Origin of the sequence: Avrilella dinanensis, from assembly GCF_002807015.1 — a bacterium.
GTDB lineage: Bacteria > Bacteroidota > Bacteroidia > Flavobacteriales > Flavobacteriaceae > Flavobacterium > Flavobacterium dinanensis.
Genome location: NZ_NIPO01000001.1, coordinates 318,098 through 338,439, shown reverse-complemented (window position 1 = coordinate 338,439; position 20,342 = coordinate 318,098). Strand labels below are relative to the sequence as shown.

General features: G+C 38.3%; 24 protein-coding genes. 15 read left to right on the top strand and 9 right to left on the bottom strand.

The genetic code is table 11. From position 1 onward, the window contains the following. Window positions 1–46: 46 nt before the first annotated feature. The 4 genes from CDL10_RS01655 (at window position 47) to CDL10_RS01640 (ending at window position 3,702) form a co-directional block, all read left to right on the top strand. Window positions 47–1,189, top strand: a complete 1,143-nt coding sequence (locus CDL10_RS01655; protein ID WP_100676920.1) for a lysophospholipid acyltransferase family protein — start codon at window positions 47–49, stop codon at window positions 1,187–1,189. Continuing rightward, a complete protein-coding gene (locus tag CDL10_RS01650) occupies window positions 1,173–2,201 on the top strand; it encodes an asparaginase (protein WP_100676919.1) in 1,029 nt (342 codons plus the stop codon). The genes CDL10_RS01655 and CDL10_RS01650 overlap by 17 nt, the downstream gene beginning before the upstream one ends. 98 nt (window positions 2,202–2,299) lie before the next feature. Beyond that, entirely contained in the window at window positions 2,300–3,037 is a 738-nt protein-coding gene (locus CDL10_RS01645; protein ID WP_100676918.1) for a DUF3575 domain-containing protein, read from the top strand. 86 nt (window positions 3,038–3,123) lie between these two features. Further along, window positions 3,124–3,702, top strand: a complete 579-nt coding sequence (locus tag CDL10_RS01640) for a hypothetical protein (protein ID WP_100676917.1) — start codon at window positions 3,124–3,126, stop codon at window positions 3,700–3,702. A gap of 233 nt (window positions 3,703–3,935) precedes the next feature. Here the strand turns inward: CDL10_RS01640 and amaB are convergent, their stop codons facing one another. Genes amaB through CDL10_RS01625 form a run of 3 tightly spaced genes read right to left on the bottom strand, consistent with a single transcriptional unit; the run spans window position 3,936 to window position 7,308 of the window. Beyond that, window positions 3,936–5,471: an L-piperidine-6-carboxylate dehydrogenase gene (amaB, locus tag CDL10_RS01635; protein WP_100676916.1), complete on the bottom strand. Its 1,536-nt coding sequence runs from the start codon at window positions 5,469–5,471 to the stop codon at window positions 3,936–3,938. 56 nt (window positions 5,472–5,527) lie between these two features. Next, entirely contained in the window at window positions 5,528–6,064 is a 537-nt protein-coding gene (locus CDL10_RS01630) for a 3-hydroxyanthranilate 3,4-dioxygenase (protein ID WP_100676915.1), read from the bottom strand. 8 nt (window positions 6,065–6,072) lie between these two features. Next, window positions 6,073–7,308, bottom strand: coding sequence for a murein hydrolase activator EnvC family protein (locus CDL10_RS01625; protein ID WP_100676914.1), 1,236 nt, complete (start codon window positions 7,306–7,308; stop codon window positions 6,073–6,075). 167 nt (window positions 7,309–7,475) lie between these two features. Here CDL10_RS01625 and CDL10_RS01620 point away from each other — a divergent pair, with 167 nt between their 5' ends. The 6 genes from CDL10_RS01620 to CDL10_RS01595 all read left to right on the top strand — a co-directional run bounded on the left by CDL10_RS01620 (window position 7,476) and on the right by CDL10_RS01595 (window position 11,262). After that, complete coding sequence (locus CDL10_RS01620; RefSeq protein ID WP_100676913.1) at window positions 7,476–8,315, top strand: glucosaminidase domain-containing protein; 840 nt, start codon at window positions 7,476–7,478, stop codon at window positions 8,313–8,315. 14 nt (window positions 8,316–8,329) lie between these two features. Beyond that, window positions 8,330–8,749, top strand: a complete 420-nt coding sequence (locus tag CDL10_RS01615; protein WP_100676912.1) for a lysozyme inhibitor LprI family protein — start codon at window positions 8,330–8,332, stop codon at window positions 8,747–8,749. Window positions 8,750–8,885: 136 nt separating this feature from the next. Further along, entirely contained in the window at window positions 8,886–9,122 is a 237-nt protein-coding gene (locus CDL10_RS01610; RefSeq protein ID WP_100676911.1) for a hypothetical protein, read from the top strand. Then, window positions 9,107–9,403 (top strand): type II toxin-antitoxin system RelE/ParE family toxin, encoded by a 297-nt coding sequence (locus tag CDL10_RS01605; RefSeq protein WP_100676910.1) that lies wholly within the window; start codon window positions 9,107–9,109, stop codon window positions 9,401–9,403. Before CDL10_RS01610 ends, CDL10_RS01605 begins: the two co-directional genes overlap by 16 nt. Window positions 9,404–9,429: 26 nt before the next feature. Beyond that, window positions 9,430–10,716, top strand: a complete 1,287-nt coding sequence (gene hemL, locus CDL10_RS01600; protein WP_100676909.1) for a glutamate-1-semialdehyde 2,1-aminomutase — start codon at window positions 9,430–9,432, stop codon at window positions 10,714–10,716. 9 nt (window positions 10,717–10,725) lie between these two features. Then, window positions 10,726–11,262 carry a DUF1697 domain-containing protein gene (locus CDL10_RS01595; protein ID WP_100676908.1) on the top strand — a complete coding sequence of 179 codons (537 nt, stop codon included), beginning with the start codon at window positions 10,726–10,728 and terminating at the stop codon, window positions 11,260–11,262. 17 nt (window positions 11,263–11,279) lie between these two features. On the opposite strand, the gene CDL10_RS01590 is transcribed toward CDL10_RS01595, so the two are convergent. From CDL10_RS01590 to CDL10_RS01570, 5 genes are all read right to left on the bottom strand, one after another. Next, the gene (locus CDL10_RS01590) at window positions 11,280–12,164 is read right to left on the bottom strand and encodes a 1-aminocyclopropane-1-carboxylate deaminase/D-cysteine desulfhydrase (protein WP_100676907.1); all 885 of its coding nucleotides are present in this window, start codon (window positions 12,162–12,164) and stop codon (window positions 11,280–11,282) included. Then, window positions 12,161–12,487, bottom strand: coding sequence for a hypothetical protein (locus tag CDL10_RS01585; RefSeq protein ID WP_100676906.1), 327 nt, complete (start codon window positions 12,485–12,487; stop codon window positions 12,161–12,163). The genes CDL10_RS01590 and CDL10_RS01585 overlap by 4 nt, the downstream gene beginning before the upstream one ends. A 13-nt stretch (window positions 12,488–12,500) precedes the next feature. Further along, window positions 12,501–12,806 (bottom strand): type II toxin-antitoxin system RelE/ParE family toxin, encoded by a 306-nt coding sequence (locus CDL10_RS01580; RefSeq protein ID WP_100676905.1) that lies wholly within the window; start codon window positions 12,804–12,806, stop codon window positions 12,501–12,503. Between the two features lie 6 nt (window positions 12,807–12,812). Then, on the bottom strand, window positions 12,813–13,064 hold the full coding sequence (locus CDL10_RS01575; RefSeq protein WP_100676904.1) for a hypothetical protein: 252 nt from the start codon (window positions 13,062–13,064) through the stop codon (window positions 12,813–12,815). 140 nt (window positions 13,065–13,204) lie between these two features. Continuing rightward, entirely contained in the window at window positions 13,205–14,422 is a 1,218-nt protein-coding gene (locus tag CDL10_RS01570; protein ID WP_100676903.1) for an MFS transporter, read from the bottom strand. A 203-nt stretch (window positions 14,423–14,625) separates the two neighbouring features. On the opposite strand from CDL10_RS01570, the gene CDL10_RS01565 reads away from it, so the two are divergent. Genes CDL10_RS01565 through CDL10_RS01550 form a run of 4 tightly spaced genes read left to right on the top strand, consistent with a single transcriptional unit; the run spans window position 14,626 to window position 17,662 of the window. Beyond that, complete coding sequence (locus CDL10_RS01565; protein WP_100676902.1) at window positions 14,626–14,811, top strand: DUF5522 domain-containing protein; 186 nt, start codon at window positions 14,626–14,628, stop codon at window positions 14,809–14,811. Further along, window positions 14,801–16,792, top strand: coding sequence for a urocanate hydratase (locus tag CDL10_RS01560; RefSeq protein ID WP_100676901.1), 1,992 nt, complete (start codon window positions 14,801–14,803; stop codon window positions 16,790–16,792). The genes CDL10_RS01565 and CDL10_RS01560 overlap by 11 nt, the downstream gene beginning before the upstream one ends. A 4-nt stretch (window positions 16,793–16,796) precedes the next feature. Further along, window positions 16,797–17,330 carry a DUF4136 domain-containing protein gene (locus CDL10_RS01555; RefSeq protein ID WP_100676900.1) on the top strand — a complete coding sequence of 178 codons (534 nt, stop codon included), beginning with the start codon at window positions 16,797–16,799 and terminating at the stop codon, window positions 17,328–17,330. A 17-nt stretch (window positions 17,331–17,347) separates the two neighbouring features. Further along, window positions 17,348–17,662 (top strand): import component protein, encoded by a 315-nt coding sequence (locus CDL10_RS01550; RefSeq protein ID WP_100676899.1) that lies wholly within the window; start codon window positions 17,348–17,350, stop codon window positions 17,660–17,662. A 73-nt stretch (window positions 17,663–17,735) separates the two neighbouring features. On the opposite strand, the gene fbp is transcribed toward CDL10_RS01550, so the two are convergent. Then, window positions 17,736–18,737 (bottom strand): class 1 fructose-bisphosphatase, encoded by a 1,002-nt coding sequence (fbp, locus tag CDL10_RS01545; RefSeq protein ID WP_100676898.1) that lies wholly within the window; start codon window positions 18,735–18,737, stop codon window positions 17,736–17,738. Between the two features lie 105 nt (window positions 18,738–18,842). On the opposite strand from fbp, the gene CDL10_RS01540 reads away from it, so the two are divergent. Continuing rightward, window positions 18,843–20,099 carry an aspartate kinase gene (locus CDL10_RS01540; protein ID WP_100676897.1) on the top strand — a complete coding sequence of 419 codons (1,257 nt, stop codon included), beginning with the start codon at window positions 18,843–18,845 and terminating at the stop codon, window positions 20,097–20,099. The last annotated feature ends 243 nt before the right edge of the window (window positions 20,100–20,342 follow it).

The window sequence follows — 20,342 nt, the reverse complement described above, 5'->3', positions numbered from 1 at the left end:
GTGATTAAAAAAGTATTCGTTCATTTGTATTATAAATAGAAAAATAATGTCTTCTTACGACAACATAAAATATTATCCCGATTCGGAAGTGAACCAAGTGCTGATGTCACTGGCTTCACACCCGATGCTCAAAGCGTTGATGAGCTTTACTTATCCGGACAAAGACGAAAGTTATTTCTACGAATTGTTTCAGAATATCCACTCGATATATGATTTTCAAACGCAAATCATCTATTACACCATGCAACGGATTCTGGAAAAAACATCGGAAAATCTGACTGTGAATGGTTTTGAACAATTAGATGATAATCTGTCTTATTTTTTCATATCCAACCACCGGGATATTTTACTGGATACCAGCCTGCTGAATGTTAAACTACATGAATACAACAAAATCATGACTGCTTCTGCCGTTGGTGATAATCTAGTACAGAAATCTTTTCTTATGGTATTGGCAAAACTAAACAGGAATTTTATTGTACGTCGCGGACTTTCACCACGTGAATTATTACAAAGCTCCAAAGAAATTTCTGCCTATATCTATCATCTGCTGAAAGAAGAAAACCGCTCGGTTTGGATTGCCCAGCGCGAAGGACGGACCAAAGACGGCTGGGACGAAACCCATACCGGGGTACTCAAAATGATTAGCATGAACTCCGACGAGGACAACCTGATGGATTATTTCAAAAAATTACGGATTGTACCGGTTTCTATTTCCTACGAATATGACCCCACCGACAAGCTGAAAATGCCCCGATTGATGGCAGAACTCAGTGATGAAATTTATATCAAAGAAAAAAACGAAGATTTTATCAATCTGATGAGCGGTGTTTTGGGACAGAAAAAACGTATCCATATCGAAATGGGAAAACCATTGTGTGAGGAAATTGACGCTATAAAAAACGAACACCAAAATCCTGCCCGTCAAATTCAGGAACTGGCTAAAACACTCGATAAATTTATCGTCGGCAATTACAAATTGTGGCCAACGAATTATATTGCCCATGATTTGCTTAACCAAACCGATACTTTTAAAAACGAATACACCGAAGAAGAAAAACAACTGTTTTTAAGACGATTAGAGTTGCGTGTGGACAAAAACAACAAGGATATGGTCAACGGATTTTTGTCTATGTATGCCAATCCGGTCAGACATAAAATTCAGATAGAAAATGAGCAACAAGCCTGAAATATTATTGATTTACACCGGCGGAACTATCGGTATGGTTAAAGACTTCGAAACCGGAGCATTGAAAGCCTTTGATTTTGATCAACTGCTGGATAAAATCCCTGAGTTATATTTACTGGATTGCGGGATTTCAACATTTTCATTTGAGCAACCTATTGATTCTTCCGATATGAATCCCGAATACTGGGTGTATATCGCCGAAATTATCGAAAAAAACTACCATAACTACGATGGTTTTGTCATTCTGCATGGTTCAGACACGATGTCTTATACTGCTTCGGCTCTGAGCTTTATGCTCAGAAACCTCAGCAAACCGGTAATTTTGACCGGCTCTCAACTGCCTATCGGCGATTTAAGGACAGATGCTAAAGAAAACCTGATTACCGCCATACAAATTGCGTCGATCAGAAAAGATAACCAACCGGCTATCAACGAAGTATGTTTATATTTTGAATACAAACTTTATCGCGGAAACAGAACAACAAAAATCAGTGCCGAGCATTTTAACGCGTTTATTTCGCCAAATATCCGGCATCTGGCAGAGTCGGGCGTGCATCTTAAAATAAACAAAACCATGTTGTTGAAAAACAACCAAGATGCTTTTTACGTGCATAAAAAATTGAATCCGAATGTTTGCGTGCTAAAAATATTTCCGGGAATCAGTCGGCTGGTTCTGGAAAGCATTCTACGCATTCCCGGCTTGGGAGGAATCGTTTTGGAAACTTACGGTGCCGGAAACGCTCCAACCGAAAACTGGTTTATTCAATCTTTAGAAAACGCTATTGAACGTGGGGTAAAAATCGTCAATGTTACCCAATGTTGGGGAGGAAGTGTTGATATGAATAAATATGAAAACGGCATAGCTCTGAGAAAAATTGGTGTGGTTTCTGGTCACGACATCACTACCGAATCAGCCATTACGAAAATGATGGTTTTGCTTTCAGAGAATATATCCAAGGAAGAATTTTCACAGCAGTTTCAACAACCACATTGTGGCGAACTGACCGTATAATAATTAAATTTTATTTCCTAATTTTATTAATCATTTCATTTTTTTTGTATTTTTGATAATAAATTTTATTATAATTTATCCTTAAATACATCAGTACTATGAAAAAAATAATTTTCTTTTCACTAAGCATTTTGTTGTCAGGATTAGCACAGGCACAAGAAGAAGCCTCTGATTTGGAAAGGAAAAGCATGGTTAAGCTCAATGTTATTCCACTCACAATTGGCTCTTTTTCTGCAGATTATGAATATTTGATTTCCGCCAGAACAACTATCGGTGCCAATTTGACTTTTATGCCCAAAAGAAGCATTCCCATGCTTGGGTCTTTTGAAAGCACCATCGACGACGAAGCGGTCAGCAATCAGTTAGAAAATGCCAAAATAGGCACGTTTTCTATTAGTCCCCAGGCGAAATTTTATCTGGGAAAAGATACCTACCACGGGTTTTATATCGCTGCGTTTTTCCGGTACGCCTCTCACTCTATTCAACTTCCTGTAAATTATTATTATAATGGACAGGACGAAACCGTTGTAATTGATGGGAAAATCAACACTTTTTCGGGCGGAATCGCTTTCGGAGCACAATGGAAACTGTCTGAAAACTTTTATCTGGACTGGACAATTATCGGTCCGCTGTATGGAAGCCATAACGGGACTTTAAGCGGAAACAAAAATCTCAACCAGGAAGAAATTACCGAAATCGAAAATGCTTTGAATGATTTTGATGAAATTCCGTTTATCAAGCACAGCCACGAAGTAAACAGCCAAGGCGTAAAGGTAAAAACCAAAGGACCGTGGGCAGGATTAAGAATAGGCATTTCTGTTGGATACAGATTTTAAGATATGTTAAAAATAACTAAAATTATTGACTGATGGCTTAATTTTTGCTATCTTACCAATATACTAACACTAAAAAAAATTATTTTATGAAAAAAATGTTTATAATGGCAGGGTTGTTACTTGCCGGATTCAGTACAGTAAATGCACAGGACATAACAACTCCTAAACATTCAGAAAACGTTGGTAGTCAACCAATTCAAAAAGGAAATTGGATAGTCGGAGGTTCTATCGGTGCATTGGGTTACTCTTTTGAGAGCGAAAACTTTAATATCAACTTCATGCCGAGAGCCGGTTATTTTATCTCTGACGGAATCGCAATTGGTTTGGGAATTGATTTAGGATTCTCGACCGTGCAGAACGGCGACAACATTTGGGGATATGGCATCAAACCTTTCGCCAGATATTACTTTCCGGAAGGAGCCAGTGCCACCGGTCGCTTTTTCGGGCAGGTGGATTTAGGCGTTACCGGAGGTAGTGAAGGAACAGCAGACACTTCTTTTGCTTTTGGTATCAACGGTGGTTATGCTCACTTCATTTCAAGAAATGTGGCGTTGGAAGTAACCGCAGGGTACAACTATTCCAAGTCGCAGTCGGCTAATGCTACGGCACAAAACGGTTTAGGTGCCGCTTTAGGTTTCCAGATTTATCTGGAAGGAAATAAGTAAAATAATTTTAGAGCCTGTTTAAATTTGTATTGTAAAAATGTTTATAGGTTGTTTTTGAGGCAGAACAAGGCAAATTTTCAAAGGATAGCAGAGCTATCGTTTTAAAATTTAACGCAGTTATGACCAAAAAGAAACATAAACAAATTATTAGATAAATTTTAAACAGGCTCTTAATACAACAAAACAGCCAAACGATGTGTTTGGCTGTTTTTGTTTTTGTGGTCTCCAACAAATTAAAAATCAAACTTAATCCCTTGTGCCAACGGCAATTCTTTACCGTAGTTGATGGTGTTTGTTTGTCTTCTCATATACGCTTTCCAAGCGTCTGAGCCGGATTCACGTCCACCGCCGGTTTCTTTCTCTCCACCAAACGCCCCACCGATTTCCGCTCCAGACGTTCCGATATTCACATTGGCAATACCACAATCAGAACCAGCGTGAGATAAGAACAGTTCAGCTTCGCGCATATTTGTAGTAAACACAGAGGAAGACAAGCCTTGCGGAACATTGTTTTGCATATCAATAGCTTCTTCAATAGTGCTGTATTTCATTACGTATAAAACTGGTGCAAACGTTTCTGCCTGTACGATTTCATAACTGTTTTCAGCTTCGATAACGCAAGGTTTTACATAGCACCCGCTTTCATAACCTTCGCCTTCGAGTACACCGCCTTCAACGATTACTTTTCCGCCTTCTGATTTGGCTTTTTCAATCGCATTCAAATAATCCTGAACGGCTCCTTTGTCGATAAGCGGCCCGACGTGGTTAGACGCATCAAGTGGATTACCAATACTCAGCTGTGTATAAGCATTTTGCAATGCCTGAATGGTTTTATCGTAAATACTTTCGTGGATTATCAAGCGACGCGTCGAAGTACATCTTTGCCCGGCTGTACCCACTGCTCCAAAAACCGCTCCGACCAACACCATGTTGATATCAGCATGCTCTGAAACGATAATTGCATTGTTTCCGCCTAATTCCAAAATTGTTTTACCGAAACGTTCTGCTACGGTTTTAGACACGTGACGTCCGATGCGGGTAGAGCCTGTGAAAGATACTAACGGAATACGGTGGTCGTTGTTGATTAAATCTCCACAAGCATTTCCGGTTACGATACAGCTCACGCCTTCGTCAATATTATTTTTTCTAAAAACTTCTGTGATGATATTTTGACAAGCTACGGCACACAACGGTGTTTTTGAGCTCGGTTTCCATACGCAAACATCACCACAAACCCAAGCAATCGCAGCATTCCAAGACCATACGGCTACCGGAAAGTTAAAGGCAGAAATCGTCCCTACGACTCCTAACGGGTGGTATTGGTCATACATTCTGTGCATTGGTCTTTCGGAATGCATCGTGAATCCGTACAGCTGACGAGAAAGTCCGACAGCATAGTCACAAATGTCAATCATTTCCTGTACTTCTCCCAAGCCTTCCTGAAAGCTTTTTCCCATTTCGTAAGAAACTAATTTACCCAGAGCATCTTTTTTCTCTCTCAGAGCCTCTCCTACCTGACGAACGATTTCGCCTCTTTTCGGTGCAGGAACCAATCTCCATGATTTGAAAGCTTCTGTGGCTTTTTGCATTACTTTTTCATAATCATCTTTGGTGGAAGTTTTTACTTTACCAATCAATTCCCCGTTTACCGGCGAATAAGATTCGATGATGTCGCCATTAGCGAACCATTGACTTCCTGTTGATGTTCCTTCGTTGAGTTCTTTAATGCCCAGCTGATTCAAGGCATCTTTTATTCCAAAGTTGTCCATTAATTTATTGTTTAGTGTGTTTAATTTCTACAAATATAGCCTTTTCTATCCGAAGATTATTTTACAAATCGTTCGTCTGTTGGCATGATTGTCCCACATGAGGAACAAGTTCTTAATTCTTCCGAATGATAAAAATCTCTAAAATGGTTCAGGAAATCTTTTTCAATATCATGCAAAGTAAAATAAACCTCATGCAGTTTATGGTTACACTGGTCACAAAACCACAATAATCCGTCTTTTTTGCCTGGCTTGTTTTTGATTTCCACCACCAGTCCTACCGAACCGGCAGACCTCATCGGTGAATGTGGCGTGCCTGCGGGGACTAAGAAAACATCTCCTTCATGGAGTTCTACTATACGTTTTTTCCCATCTACCTGCAACGCGATTTGTATGTCGCCTTCCAACTGGTAGAAAAACTCGTCGGTTTCGTTATAGTGATAGTCCTTTCTGGCATTAGGTCCGCCGACAACCATCACGATGAAATCGTCAGATTCGTGTTTGTAAATGTTCTTGTTTCCGACAGGCGGTTTCAGTAAATCTCTGTTTTCGTCAATCCATTGCCGGAGATTAAAAGGGGCTTTTAATGTTTCCATAATTCATTTTATTTTCCGCTCAGCCAAGACTGCGGGTTTTGAAATTGATTATTTTGCGTCAGGTAAAATTTAAGTACAGACTGCCCCTCCCTGTTTTGGGCAACTGTACCAATGGTTTGTTTGGTGGACACCTTTTGCCCTTGTTTCACAGACACGCTGCTTAGGTTTTGATACACAGAAATATAATCTCCGTGACGAACGAAAACGACTCTCGTTCCTGCTAAAACCTGAATTTCGGTTACTTCGCCTTCAAATACTGCCCGAACAGTCGCCTGATTTTCGGTAGTGATGTCCACTCCATGATTTTCAATGGTAATATTTGGCACAGACGGGTGCGGCTGGCTTCCATAACGTCCGGAAATATACCCTCGTTCTACCGGCCACGGCAGTCGTCCGCGGTTATTGCTAAAACTTGCCGCCAAGGCTTTTTCTGCCGGTGTCATCGCAAATTTTCCTGAACTGACTTTTTCGGTCGAACTTCCGCCTTCTTTCTCGCGAGCTTTGCGGTTGGCTTCTTCGATTGCTTTTTGTATCAGCACCTTAATCTGCTGGTCGATTTTTCTGCTTTCTTGTTGTTTTTTATTGATTTGCGAGGTATATTTTTTCTGGTCTTTTCGCACCAGACTCATCAGTTCGTTTTGTTTGTTTTTTTCTTGTTGAAGAGCGGTAATTTCCTTTTGTTGCTCTGCCAGAGCGGCTTGTTGCTTTTGTTTCTGTACTTCGAGCTTTTGCATGATTTTCTCTAAATCTTCCGATTTCTTTCGGATTTCCTCGCCTTGCGATTTTCTGTATTTCGCATATTGTTTGATATACTGCATACGTTTATATGCCTGCAAAAAACTGTCTGAAGAAAGTACAAATAATATTTTGCTTTGCTCGGAACGGGTTTTGTATGAGGTGCGTATGGTTTTAGCGTAATCCTCTTTGAGTACAGCAAGTTCTCTTTTGAGTTTGTTGGATTCAAGTGTTTTGGTGTAAATATCATCAGCCAACACACGCAATTCTTTTTTATAGGTACTAATCAGCTGATTGGTCAGGCTGATTTTGCGGTTACTTTCGGTTATTTCGCTCAGAATATCACGTTCTTTCCTCTTTTCGGAGGAAAGCATTGATTGAAATTGTTTAATTTCTTTGAGTATCGATGCTTTCTGACTTTCTAATTTTTTCTGTTGAGCCTCATAATCTTGTTGGGCATACAGAGAAACCGAAAGCAGTAAGGTGATGAATAATATAATTCGTTGCATCAGAATGAATTTTGTTCAAAATTAATTAATTTTTACCAAATGGCTATTGACATATCATAAACTTTTTAATCGAAAAGGATTTATCCAAACGGGAATAATTTTAATTTAATATAAAATATTTCATACCTTTGAATGCCTGTTGGTAAGGCACAGAAAAACAAGCTTCAATGAAAAAAATAATTGGATTATTCGTTGTGATATTGCTGGCATCTTGCGGAGCAAGTCGTGATGCCAAAACCAAGCAAAAAATAGCAGAACATTACCCGAAAACCGTTCAGCAAACGGAACACGAATATCCCAGAGAAGAACTGAAAATCGTCGCCAAGGAAGAAACAGAAACGCTGGAGGCAACCTCCAAAGTAAATGTTTCCCGAAACTCAGTAGAAGAATATATCGACATGTACAAGGATTTGGCTATTGATAATATGCGAGAATACAAAATTCCGGCAAGTATCAAAATGGCTCAGGCAATTCTGGAGTCCGGTTCCGGAAACGGCAGGCTCGCACGCGAGGCACACAACCATTTTGGCATCAAATGTAAAAATACGTGGACAGGAAAATCGGTTCGCCACACCGACGACGCTCCTGATGAGTGCTTTAGAATGTACGATTCAACCGAAGATTCTTTCAAAGACCATTCTGAGTTTCTTGCCTACAGACCTTATTATAAAAAACTGTTCACATTAGATCCGTCAGATTATGTAGGTTGGGCAAAAGGACTGAAACAGGCTGGATATGCCACCGACCCGAAATATGCCGAAAAATTGATTTCGATTATTGAACGGTATGAATTATATGAGTTAGACAAAGAGGCTTTGGGCAGCGACTATAAAAAAATTCAACCCACAACAACAACGAAATTAATTACAGATTATTACACCGTCCAAAGAGGTGACACGCTGTATGGAATTTCACAAAAATATAATTCTACGGTTAATGAACTCAAAAGATTGAATAATTTGTCGGACAATACGATTTCGATTGGACAGAATTTGAGAGTGAAGTGATTTGAATTTGTCTTATGAAAAAATTATTTACAATAATTATGACTGTTTTTTCTGTAATGATTTATGGACAGACTAACAATATTCATCAAATTGATAAAGAGTTACAAGACTGCCTTAGTTTAAAAGAAAATTACACAACTAAAGGAATGGTAGATTGTGTAAATACTGCAACAACAAAGTGGGATATTGAATTAAACAAGACTTATAAAAAATTATTAAGCCTTTTGACAGTTGAGCAAAAAGAAAAATTGAAAATCGCTCAAAGAAAGTGGATTGAATACAGAGATAAGGAAATTGAATTTTCAATCCAGATTTATTCTGATATGCAAGGAACAATGTGGATTCCTGTTTTAGCCCAAACAAAGCTTGATTTAACAAGACAAAGAACTATTGATCTTGAAAGCTATATAGCTAATTTGACTATTGACAACTAAAAAAACAACGATTTACCAAAGAAGCAGCGAACTATTCGTTGAAGCACAAAATTATATACCGAGCTAATCCTCGGTTTTTCTTTTCTAAAAAATCATTAACTTTGTATAAAACACTTTAGCCGAAAAAAAACAAGCTATGGATACAACAGCCGACATAAAAAAAGATTTGATTAGCCGAATTGCAAAAATAACAGATGAATTCAGACTAAAAGAAATGTTGAGGTTTCTTGAATTTCAGTCTGACATTTCCGTATTTGAAACTTCAAATGAAGAAAAAGATGCGATTGCAGATGCTCAAAGTCAAATAGAAAAAGGAGCTTTTTTAACCCACGATGAAGCTGAAAATCAAATTGAGAAATGGTTAAAAAAATAATTTGGTCAGAACAAGCAATTAATGAACGTACAGAAATTTTACAATATTGGATTAATCGAAATAAATCAAAAATTTATAGCTTAAAACTGAACGCCTTGATAAAAGAAGAGGTAACTGTTTTGGGTAAATTTCCAATGATTGGTAAAGACACAGATGTAATCAATGTAAAAGTAAAAATCATAAAGGATTATCTGTTGTATTACGAAATAAAAAATAACGAACTACATATTTTAACCATTCGAGACGGAAGACAAAACCCTAAGTTACTTAAAATCAAATAAAATTCTTAAAACACCATATACAAACAATGATTTACCAAAGAAGCAGCGAACTGTTCGTTGAAACACAAAATTACATACCGGGCGGGGTTAATTCACCCGTTCGTGCATTTAAATCGGTGGGCGGAACGCCTATTTTCGTTAAAGAAGCCAAAGGAGCTTATTTGTATGACGAAGACGGAAGAAAATATATCGACTACATCAACTCGTGGGGACCGATGCTTTTAGGTCATGCTTTTCAACCAGTTGTTGATGCCGTTATCGAAAAAACCAAGAAGGGAACATCGTTTGGAACACCAACTGAAATTGAAACTGAAATTGCAAAATTAGCCGTTTCTATGGTGCCCAATATTGATAAAATCCGTTTTGTAAATTCAGGAACAGAGGCTTGTATGAGTGCCGTTCGTTTGGCAAGAGGGTTTACCGGTCGGGAGAAAATCATCAAATTCCGTGGTTGTTATCACGGACATTCCGATTCGTTTTTGATTGCTGCAGGTAGTGGATTATCTACTTTTGGCGTGCCTTCAAGTCCGGGTGTGACCAAAGGAACAGCTCAAGACACTTTGTTGGCAGATTTCAATAATATTGATTCGGTAAAAGCATTATTCGAAGCGAATAAAAATGAAATTGCCTGTATCATTATTGAGCCCGTTGCCGGAAATATGGGGTGTGTGCCTCCGGTAAATAATTTCTTACAAGAACTACGTGAATTGTGTGATGCGAATGGTGCTTTATTAATTTTTGATGAAGTAATGACTGGTTTCCGTTTGGCAAAAGGCGGTGCACAAGAACTGTTCGGAATAAAAGCCGATATCGTTTGTTTTGGGAAAGTAATTGGCGGCGGATTGCCGGTTGGTGCTTTTGCCGCACGCAACGAAATTATGGATTATTTAGCTCCGGTTGGTCCTGTTTACCAAGCTGGTACTTTGTCTGGAAATCCGTTGGCAATGGCAGCTGGTTTAGCAATGTTACAAGCAATCAACAACGATGTAGAACTATTTAATCGTTTAGAAGAAAAAACTGCCTATCTCGAAAAGGGAATGAGAGACGTTTTGACCAAAAATAATATTGATTTTACGATAAATCGAGTAGGATCGATGATTTCGGTTTTCTTTGACAATCGTGAGATTTACGATTTCAAAACTGCCGGTTACGGAGATACACAAAGATTCAAGGATTTCTTTCACGGATTACTGAAAGAAGGAATTTATATCGCTCCGTCTTCGTATGAAACGTGGTTTATAACCGATGCTCTTTCGTATGAAGATTTGGATTTTACGATTGCGAAAGTGGATAAGATAACTTCGGAATTTTAGATAATAGAAATGAAAAAACACACCCAATTTTGTGCTTTTTTGCGTGGTGTAAACGTAAAAGGAACAACAATGAAAATGGCAGAAGTTTGTGTCGTGTTTGAAAAAGCAGGAATGAAAGATGTATCGTTCGTTTTGGCATCGGGAAACATTCTTTTTTTGTCTGATAAAAATAAAGATGAATTAAAAACAGTGCTGGAAAAAGCCATGTCAGAACATTTTAATTATGAAGCTTTTCTTTTTCTGAAAGATAAAAATGAAATAGAGATAATCTGCAAAAACAATCCTTTTGAAGCACATTCCGAATTTCACATTTACGGCTTCGTTGGAATTTCCGGCATTGAAAAAACACTAATGACCGAGTTTGAAAAGGGGAAGAAAGCAAAAGATGAAGAAGCCAAAATAGTAGAAAATAATTTTTATTGGAAAGTTGCAAAAGGAAATACACTCGATTCCGAATTCGGAAAAATACTCAGTCGAAAAGCTCTGAAAGACACCTTTACTTCCCGCAACATGAATACCTTCGAAAAGGTTATGAAAAAACAATAATTACAAAAGAGAAAAAATCATTCGCCAGCAATCCCCGACTTCAAACCTTGTAAACCTCCGGTGTGAATGACCAGAATCTTGCTTTTTTCCGGAAAAAAACCGTTGTTTATTAAATCCATTATGCCGAAAAGCATTTTCCCGGTATAAATCGGTTCTAACGGTATGGAATATTTTTGTTCAAACAAATGCATAAACCGCTTCAACTCCTCATTTATTTTTGCATAACCTCCAAAATGATAATCAGTTATCAAATCCCAATGGTCGTTTTTTGTATATTTTTTAATGTCTTCCTTTAAAAAATCGCCTTTCAATGCAGGAAAGCCCAATGCTTTTTGATGTGGTTGCAAACTGTTGATAATCCCCGAAATGGTTCCGCCTGTTCCAACGGCACAACAAATAAAATCAAACATTTTGTCTTCTTCGGTCAGGATTTCTTCGCAGCCTTTTACAGCAAATTCATTGGTTCCGCCTTCGGGAATGAAGTAAAAATCGCCAAATTGCTGTTGCAAAAACGCTAAAAACTGCGGATTGTTTTTATCGCGGTATTGTGTTCGGGTCACAAATTCAAACTGCATTCCATTTTCAAAAGCTTTTTTTAAGGTAGGATTTTCCAAAAACTTATCCGCCAGTTCTTCCCCGCGAATAATGCCTATAGTTTCAAAGCCATAATCTCGTCCTGCAGCTGCAACTGCCGCAATGTGATTGGAATATGCACCACCAAAAGTCAGTAATTTGGTATATCCCAAGCGTTTGGCTTCTTCCAGATTATATTTGAGCTTGCGGAATTTATTGCCCGAAATTTCATCGTGCAACACATCTTCCCTTTTGATGTAAAGTTCGATTTTGTAAGGATTTTCAAAGTCAATCTGCTGATTAAACGATTCTTGTTGTGGAACAATCATAGGTATTTGATAAAAAAGAAAAAGCGGCGGTTGGTTAAATAAGTCAAATTACGTTCGTGCGTATAAGCCTCACGCTCAAACGAAATATTCCGGTATGCTTGTTTAACGTTCTTATATTGTATGCAACGAAACAAAAACTCCAAGCTGTACCAAATAAAAAAGAAAACAACCAATAATTCTAATTGCTGCCGAATATGGATTTTTTCGTGATTGATAAACGTTTCATTGCTTTTGCAGGATTTTTCGCGTGCAAAAATAAACGGAAAAACCGTAATTCCCGAAAAGCCTTTTGGTACCCAGAATTTTGAGATGATTAATAGCATAAGAGGAAAACTATCAACGTTCTATGCTTAAATCTGATAATTTATCAGGATTTTGCCGTGTATCGAAAACCGCAACTATGTCAATCGTTTTGTTTTTAAAATCGGCGATATAAAGAATTTTATAATTTCTTACTACAATTTTTCTACATTCATACGCATATTCATCAACACTATATTGCTTATCAAAAACAATCGTTTTTGGTGCGTTCCGAATATCTGTAACTACATTTTTCGCTCCTTGCACAGATTTTTGCTTTATAAAATCATAAACCCTTTTGACATCGGTTTTTGCCTCGTGAGACCATTTAATTTTGTACATAAAAGGTTACCAAGTTTCTATTTCGCGTGCGAAATCCTCGTCTAAAGTATAATTTCCGGATTTAATATCATTAATTCCTCTTTGTACTTTTTGTTGATAATCTTCTAACGTTAATGATTGACCATCTGTTGTATATCCTACAGTTTCTTCTTTGTTTGTATTTGACAAAAGTATTTTTTTCAATTCTTCAAGAACAGATTCCTTCTCTACCGATAAAAGACGCTTTATCAATTCTAATTTTGTAGCCTGAATATCCATATTCTAATATATTTAAAGTAAAAGTACAAAAAACAAACGGAAAAATCGTAATTCCCAAAAAGCCTTTTGGTACGCAAAATTTTGAAAATATCAGCTACATAGTTTTGCGGAGGATAAGGGTACAGCACATCAAACACCAATCACTTCCTCCCCAACCTCATCAACGACGGGGTAAAAAATGCTACCACGCCAACCAGAGAAACCATTATCCCAAGAAATATAAAAGTTTGTGTAATCCCGATATAATCTGCGATAAAACCGGTGCAGAGCAGCCCAATTACCGACGGAATAACCGAAAAACTGTAATACAAAGAAAATACCCGTCCAAGCATATCGTGTCTGATTTCTTCCTGAATGATAGTCGTGAAACTTGCATTATATAAAGACGCCGCCATTCCGCCAATGGCTGTTAAAACAACAAAAAACACAAACCTTTCCGGTGCCAGCAAGCCCGACCATGTAAAGGTAATTCCCACAATAATATCCATCAGATTAATGATAATTACTTTGTGGATTTTTGGTTTCCAAATTCCCAGAAGACCGCCGCCAACAAGCATTCCCACGCCCCAGATAATTTCGATAATGCTCATTTCAAATTTACCTCCCTGAAAATGGTCGATGGTCAGCAGAGGAAAAAGCACGGCAACAGGCATAATACAAAACATACCGATAACGGAGTACAAAAACAGGAAAGATAATCCTTTGTTTGCCAGAATTTCTTTAAAGCTGATTTTCATATCATTAATTACCTGACGCAAACTTGCTTTCGGCTTTTCCAACACTTTCGGGCTAGGGATATGAATAAACAATAAAGAAGTAATAGCCAAAATAGCTCCGGCAATATCCAGTAAAAGTACATTTCCAATAGAAAGCAGCCCGATAGCCAATGCTCCTAAAGCGGGCCCGGCAATGCTCGAAATCGACTGAATGATTTGATTAATTCCTGCAATACGCAATAATTCCGACCTTGGGGCAAGCATTGGAATGGCTGCCTGCATCGCTGGCATGTGAAACGCAGAACCGACCGACCGTAAACCCAGCATCACATAAATCAGCAAAAGGCTTTCATTGCCCATATAGAAACTCACGGACATAACCAAAGTACAAACAGCCACAAAGCTATCGGCAAAAATCATGGTTTTCTTCCTATCCCACCGGTCAATATAAACACCGGCAAATGGTCCGATAATTGCTTGTGGTAGCAATCCAGCAATGGCTGCATACGCCAACACTTCAGCGGAACCTGTTTCGAGGCTCAGCCAGATAATAATGGCAAAATTTACCGCCGAACTACTTATCAACGAAAAAAACTGTCCAATCCAAAGGACAATAAATTTTCTTTTCCAGTTTCCCTGCATAAAATAACAATTTATATAAAACAGTTAAACCCGGCAAACAATTTACCAAGCCTACAAAATTACAACAAAGAAGTTGTTTTTTCTTTATATTATTATCATCACTTTCTTGTAGAAAAATTATGGAAGTAACTTATACAACAGTACCGCAATATTAAACTAAAGTTTAAAATGAAATTCACGCCGTAAATTATTAAATTTGTACAATGAAGAAAGATTTAGTAGAGGGCGAAGATTTTTACCTGTCCGAAATGGGTTTCCGCATTTTCACGGAAAAGTACCTTTTGGAACGAGGTTTTTGTTGCATGAGTGGATGCAAACATTGCCCATACGGATTTAACAAATTAATCGGTCAAATAAGAAAAGTAAAAAACAAAAACAATGACGTTTAAAGAAGAAATTTTACAAGGAATTCCGGACGTTTTACCAACGCTCCCGGCTTATGATACTACAATTAACCACGCACCAAAGCGTAAAGAAATATTAACCGACGAAGAAAAAAAATTAGCTCTTCGCAATGCGTTGCGTTATTTTGAACCGCAACATCACGAAATACTTCTTCCCGAATTTAAGGAAGAATTAGAAAAATACGGACGGATTTATATGTATCGTTTTCGTCCAAAATACAGAATGTATGCCCGAGATATCAATGAATATCCGGGAAAATCATTGCAGGCAAAAGCCATTCAGATGATGATTCAAAACAATCTGGATTATGCCGTGGCACAACACCCACACGAATTGATTACTTATGGCGGAAACGGAGCGGTTTTCAGCAATTGGGCACAGTATTTATTAACCATGAAATATCTGGGTGAAATGACCGATGAACAAACTTTGGTGATGTATTCTGGTCACCCGATGGGTTTGTTTCCATCACATAAAAACGCTCCGAGAGTCGTGGTTACAAACGGTATGATGATTCCGAACTACTCCAAACCAGACGATTGGGAAAGATTCAACGCGTTGGGCGTAACCCAATACGGACAAATGACCGCCGGTTCGTATATGTACATCGGACCACAAGGAATTGTACACGGAACTACGATTACGGTTTTGAACGGATTTAGAAAAATCGGCAAAGAACCCAAAGGAAACTTGTTTGTAACTTCCGGTTTGGGCGGAATGTCAGGAGCTCAACCAAAAGCAGGAACAATCGCAGGTTGTGTAACAGTTTGTGCCGAAGTGAACCCGAAAATTACTAAAATTCGTCACAACCAAGGTTGGATTCACGAAGTGATTGAAAATTTAGACGATTTAGTAACTCGTGTTCGCAAAGCACAAGCGAATAAAGAAGTAGTTTCTATTGCTTATCTTGGAAATGTTGTGGATGTTTGGGAAAAATTTGATGCGGAAAATCTGCATATTGATTTAGGTTCAGATCAAACTTCGTTACACAATCCTTGGGCGGGCGGATATTATCCTGCAGGACAATCGTTTGAAGAATCGAACCGAATGATGGCGGAAGAACCGGAATTATTTAAAGAAAAAGTGCAAGAAACCTTACGTCGCCACGCAGCAGCCATCAATAAACATACGGCAAAAGGAACGTATTTCTTTGATTACGGAAATGCTTTTTTGTTAGAGGCTTCTCGTGCCGGAGCCGATGTAATGAATCCGAACCCAACTTTGGGTCGTGAGTTTAAATATCCATCGTATGTTCAGGATATTATGGGGCCAATGTGCTTTGATTACGGTTTTGGTCCGTTCCGTTGGGTGTGTGCATCAAACAATCCCGATGATTTGAAAAAAACCGATGATATTGCCTGTGAAGTTTTAGAGGAAATGATTAAAACATCGCCCGAAGAAATCCAACAACAAATGAAAGATAACATTCAATGGATTCGTGGTGCACAAGAAAATAAATTAGTAGTTGGTTCACAAGCTCGTATTTTATATGCAGATGCAGAAGGTAGAATGAACATTGCCAAAGCTTTTAATGATGCCATCAACGAAGGGAAAATCGGACCAGTAGTTTTAGGACGTGACCATCACGATGTTTCAGGAACCGATTCGCCTTATCGTGAAACCTCCAATATTTATGACGGCTCTCGATTTACAGCCGATATGGCGATTCACAACGTCATTGGCGACAGTTTCCGTGGAGCTACGTGGGTTTCAATTCACAACGGCGGCGGCGTTGGCTGGGGCGAAGTTATCAACGGAGGTTTTGGTATGCTTCTTGATGGAACTAATGAGGCGGAGCAACGTTTAAAATCAATGCTTTTCTGGGACGTAAACAACGGAATTTCACGCAGAAGCTGGGCAAGAAACGAAGGGGCTGTTTTCGCTATTAAACGTGCAATGGAAGCCGAACCAAATCTGAAAGTTACTTTGCCGAATTTTGTAGATGACAAACTTTTAAACACATAAAAACATGAAAAAGCTAATCTTATTTTTAGGAATCGGACTTACGCTGATGTTATCATCGTGCAGCAGCGTCCATGTAGCAACAGATTATGACAGAAACGTGAATTTCAGTCAGTTCAAAACTTTTGCTTATCTGAAAACCGGTTTGGACGGAATGGAAATTTCTGATTTAGACAAAAAAAGAATTATGCAAGCGATAGATTTTGAGCTGTCATCAAAAGGATTTATCAAAGGAGAAAATCCGGATTTACTGATTAATCTTTTTACCGATACACAGGAAAATGTGTATGTAAACCAATATTATGGTGGTTGGGGTTATGGTTTTTACCGTCCTTGGGGTTTTTGGGGCGGCGGATACCAAACAGTTAATACCCAAACACAAGGAATCCTTTACATCGATATTCTGAAAGCGGGTAATAAAGAATTAATCTGGCAAGGAAAAGTTTCCGGAGAATTACGGTTGAATCCAGAGAAAAAAGAAGAAAGAATCAAGGAAATGATTGCCAAAGTATTGGCAAATTTCCCACCTGAAAGTAAATAATCAAACCCAAATATATCATGAACAACAAAACTATTTCCATTGTATCCTACATAACCATCATAGGCTGGTTAGTAGCCTATTTAATCGGTAAAGACAATTTGGACGCTTTGTCCCGATATCATCTGCGTCAGTCTTTGGGCTTGGCGATTGTTGGTTTTATTTTGAATATTATCTCGATTAGCATACTTTTCCTGGGTATGGTCGTTAATATTATCGGCATATTATTGCTTATTTTGATGATTATCGGAATCATCAATGCTGCAAACGGGGAAATGAAACCATTACCGGTAATTGGAAAATGGCTGGAAGATAAGTTTGATTTTATCGGATAAATTTCAACGAGCTCTAAAAAAATAACCGCAGCTTTTGACAAGGCTTGCGGTTATTTTTTTTCGATGTATCTATTTATAGAACTAACATTTCATGCAATTTGTCCACCATATTTTTGCTTCCGGCATAAAAAGGTACACGTTGATGCAACGCCGTAGGTTCTATATCCAGAATATTATTTTTTCCGTCGGTAGCTTTACCACCCGCCTGCTCAATAACAAAAGCTAACGGATTGCATTCATACAAAAGGCGTAATTTCCCATTCGGATTTTTAGTTGTTCCCGGATACATATAAATTCCGCCTTTGAGAATATTTCTGTGTACATCTGCCACCAGGCTGCCGATATACCGGGCTGTGTAAGGTTTTTTATCTTCGTCTGAACGGCAATATTCAATATACTTTTGCACATTTTCTTCCAGCTGATTGTAATTTCCTTCGTTTATGGAATAAATCGCACCGCCTTCCGTAATTTTCATATTCGGGTGAGAAAGGTAAAATGTCCCGATTGCCGGGTCGAGCGTAAATCCGTTTACGCCGTTTCCGGTGGTATAAACCAGCATCGTTGACGAACCGTAAATCACGTAGCCGGCAGCAACCTGAAGTTTCCCTTTTTGCAGAAAATCTTCTTTCGTTACCGGCGTTCCTTCTGCAGAAACTCTGCGGTAAATGGAAAAAATCGTACCTACCGAAACATTCACATCGATATTTGACGAACCGTCCAGCGGATCCATCAGCAAAACATATTTGTTATTATGGCTACCGTTGCCGTCGCAGATAGCGATATAATCATCGTTTTCTTCGGAGGCGATTCCGCACAATATATCCCTGTCTATCAATGTCTGGATAAATATTTCATCTGCCAGTACATCGAGTTTTTGCTGGTCTTCGCCCTGCACATTTTGGCTGCCATACGCCCCGGTCACATCAACCAATCCGGCTTTATTTACTTTATTACTGATTCGTTTTGCAGCCAGTTTAATCGCATTCATCAACCGGGATAATTCTCCGGTGGAATAATCAAAATCCTGTTGTTTCTGAATGATAAACTCGCCTAAAGTGGTATATTTTTTATCCATAATTCAATAAGTCGCTTCAAAAAACAAATATCGTCAAAAATCTGCTTACAAAGAACTTTTTTAATTTGTTTGTTCTTTAACTTTGTGACTTACATTATTACACAAATGAGCAAAAGAGTTTTTAAATTTGGTGGTGCATCAATCAAAGACGCTGATTCTGTACGGAATATTCTTCATGTTTTGTCAGTCAGCAATTTTACCGACGGAATTATTGTTGCCTCGGCGATGGGCAAGATGACCAATGCGTTGGAAGAAGTTGTCCGGCAATATTTTGACCATAAGATATTTCCCGAAGATGCTTTCAGACAGGTAAAAGATTTCCATACTGATATTTGTACCGCACTTTTTCCTGACACAAATCATTCGGTTTTTGATAAAATTGAAACTGTTTTTGAGGATTTAAAAAACTTTATGCAATCCAACCAATCGCCAAATTACAATTTTGTTTATGACCAGATTGTCAGTTGTGGCGAGATGCTTTCCACGATTATCCTGAGTGAATTTTTACAGGAAAATGGTTTGGAAAACATTTGGGTTGATGCCAAAAACCTGATTAAAACCGACAATAATTACCGCGATGCGAATGTCGATTGGGCGTGGACGCAAAAGAATATAAAAGAAGTTATCTCTGAGGATAAAATTTACCTGACACAAGGCTTCATTGGGTCTGACCCGAATCATTTCAGTGTAACGCTCGGCAGAGAAGGGTCTGATTATTCAGCGGCAATTCTCGCTTACTGTCTGAATGCTGAAAGTGTGGCTATCTGGAAAGACGTTCCGGGTGTGTTGAATGCCGACCCGAGGCATTTTGAAGACACTACACTTCTTCAGCAAATTTCTTATAAAGAAGCCATTGAAATGGCTTTTTACGGGGCATCGGTTATCCACCCGAAAACCTTACAACCGTTGCAAAACAAGCGTATTCCGTTGTATGTAAAATCATTTGTCAATCCGGGATTACCGGGAACAAGCGTGTCGGGCGGAGCAGATTTGATTCCTAAAACACCTATATTCATTGTAAAACCCAATCAGATATTGCTGTCGGTTTCGTCGAGAGATTTTTCTTTTATCGTGGAAAAAAACATTTCACAATTGTTTGAATTATTTGAGCAATTCCGGATAAAAGTGAATGTGATTCAGAATTCTGCAATTAGTTTTTCGGTTTGTATCGAAGATAAATTCGGGCATTTCCACCAACTGCTCGACAAGCTCAACACCAAATATAAAACCACCTACAACGAAGGTTTGACACTATATACCATTCGCCATTTTAACGAGGAATCCATACAAAAAGTTTTACAAAACAAAACCATTTTTCTGCAACAAATCAATCGGGAAACGATGCAGGTTGTGGTAAAGTAAAAGGGGATGTTTTGTAACAGCCCCTTATACAATTCTAATACAATTAACGATCCTCCGACTTTCTTCTTTCTATATATCGAAAAAAAAGTAATGAGCCCGCAAGGATACCTAAATCGCTTAGGAAATCAACTTTTAAAAGCAGGTCTAAGAACGATCCTACTAATCCTCCAATAATTAGATAGATTACTAAATAAATATAATCTTCTATCCTTTTCATATCACCTAAAATGTTATTATACACGA

Excerpts from the sequence above, each read along its gene's own strand:
- CDL10_RS01655 (WP_100676920.1), top strand. The coding sequence starts at position 47 with ATGTCTTCTTACGACAACATAAAATATTATCCCGATTCGGAAGTGAAC.
- CDL10_RS01650 (WP_100676919.1), top strand. The coding sequence starts at position 1,173 with ATGAGCAACAAGCCTGAAATATTATTGATTTACACCGGCGGAACTATC.
- CDL10_RS01645 (WP_100676918.1), top strand. The coding sequence starts at position 2,300 with ATGAAAAAAATAATTTTCTTTTCACTAAGCATTTTGTTGTCAGGATTA.
- CDL10_RS01640 (WP_100676917.1), top strand. The coding sequence starts at position 3,124 with ATGAAAAAAATGTTTATAATGGCAGGGTTGTTACTTGCCGGATTCAGT.
- amaB (WP_100676916.1), bottom strand. The coding sequence starts at position 5,471 with ATGGACAACTTTGGAATAAAAGATGCCTTGAATCAGCTGGGCATTAAA.
- CDL10_RS01630 (WP_100676915.1), bottom strand. The coding sequence starts at position 6,064 with ATGGAAACATTAAAAGCCCCTTTTAATCTCCGGCAATGGATTGACGAA.
- CDL10_RS01625 (WP_100676914.1), bottom strand. The coding sequence starts at position 7,308 with ATGCAACGAATTATATTATTCATCACCTTACTGCTTTCGGTTTCTCTG.
- CDL10_RS01620 (WP_100676913.1), top strand. The coding sequence starts at position 7,476 with ATGAAAAAAATAATTGGATTATTCGTTGTGATATTGCTGGCATCTTGC.
- CDL10_RS01615 (WP_100676912.1), top strand. The coding sequence starts at position 8,330 with ATGAAAAAATTATTTACAATAATTATGACTGTTTTTTCTGTAATGATT.
- CDL10_RS01610 (WP_100676911.1), top strand. The coding sequence starts at position 8,886 with ATGGATACAACAGCCGACATAAAAAAAGATTTGATTAGCCGAATTGCA.
- CDL10_RS01605 (WP_100676910.1), top strand. The coding sequence starts at position 9,107 with ATGGTTAAAAAAATAATTTGGTCAGAACAAGCAATTAATGAACGTACA.
- hemL (WP_100676909.1), top strand. The coding sequence starts at position 9,430 with ATGATTTACCAAAGAAGCAGCGAACTGTTCGTTGAAACACAAAATTAC.
- CDL10_RS01595 (WP_100676908.1), top strand. The coding sequence starts at position 10,726 with ATGAAAAAACACACCCAATTTTGTGCTTTTTTGCGTGGTGTAAACGTA.
- CDL10_RS01590 (WP_100676907.1), bottom strand. The coding sequence starts at position 12,164 with ATGATTGTTCCACAACAAGAATCGTTTAATCAGCAGATTGACTTTGAA.
- CDL10_RS01585 (WP_100676906.1), bottom strand. The coding sequence starts at position 12,487 with ATGCTATTAATCATCTCAAAATTCTGGGTACCAAAAGGCTTTTCGGGA.
- CDL10_RS01580 (WP_100676905.1), bottom strand. The coding sequence starts at position 12,806 with ATGTACAAAATTAAATGGTCTCACGAGGCAAAAACCGATGTCAAAAGG.
- CDL10_RS01575 (WP_100676904.1), bottom strand. The coding sequence starts at position 13,064 with ATGGATATTCAGGCTACAAAATTAGAATTGATAAAGCGTCTTTTATCG.
- CDL10_RS01570 (WP_100676903.1), bottom strand. The coding sequence starts at position 14,422 with ATGCAGGGAAACTGGAAAAGAAAATTTATTGTCCTTTGGATTGGACAG.
- CDL10_RS01565 (WP_100676902.1), top strand. The coding sequence starts at position 14,626 with ATGAAGAAAGATTTAGTAGAGGGCGAAGATTTTTACCTGTCCGAAATG.
- CDL10_RS01560 (WP_100676901.1), top strand. The coding sequence starts at position 14,801 with ATGACGTTTAAAGAAGAAATTTTACAAGGAATTCCGGACGTTTTACCA.
- CDL10_RS01555 (WP_100676900.1), top strand. The coding sequence starts at position 16,797 with ATGAAAAAGCTAATCTTATTTTTAGGAATCGGACTTACGCTGATGTTA.
- CDL10_RS01550 (WP_100676899.1), top strand. The coding sequence starts at position 17,348 with ATGAACAACAAAACTATTTCCATTGTATCCTACATAACCATCATAGGC.
- fbp (WP_100676898.1), bottom strand. The coding sequence starts at position 18,737 with ATGGATAAAAAATATACCACTTTAGGCGAGTTTATCATTCAGAAACAA.
- CDL10_RS01540 (WP_100676897.1), top strand. The coding sequence starts at position 18,843 with ATGAGCAAAAGAGTTTTTAAATTTGGTGGTGCATCAATCAAAGACGCT.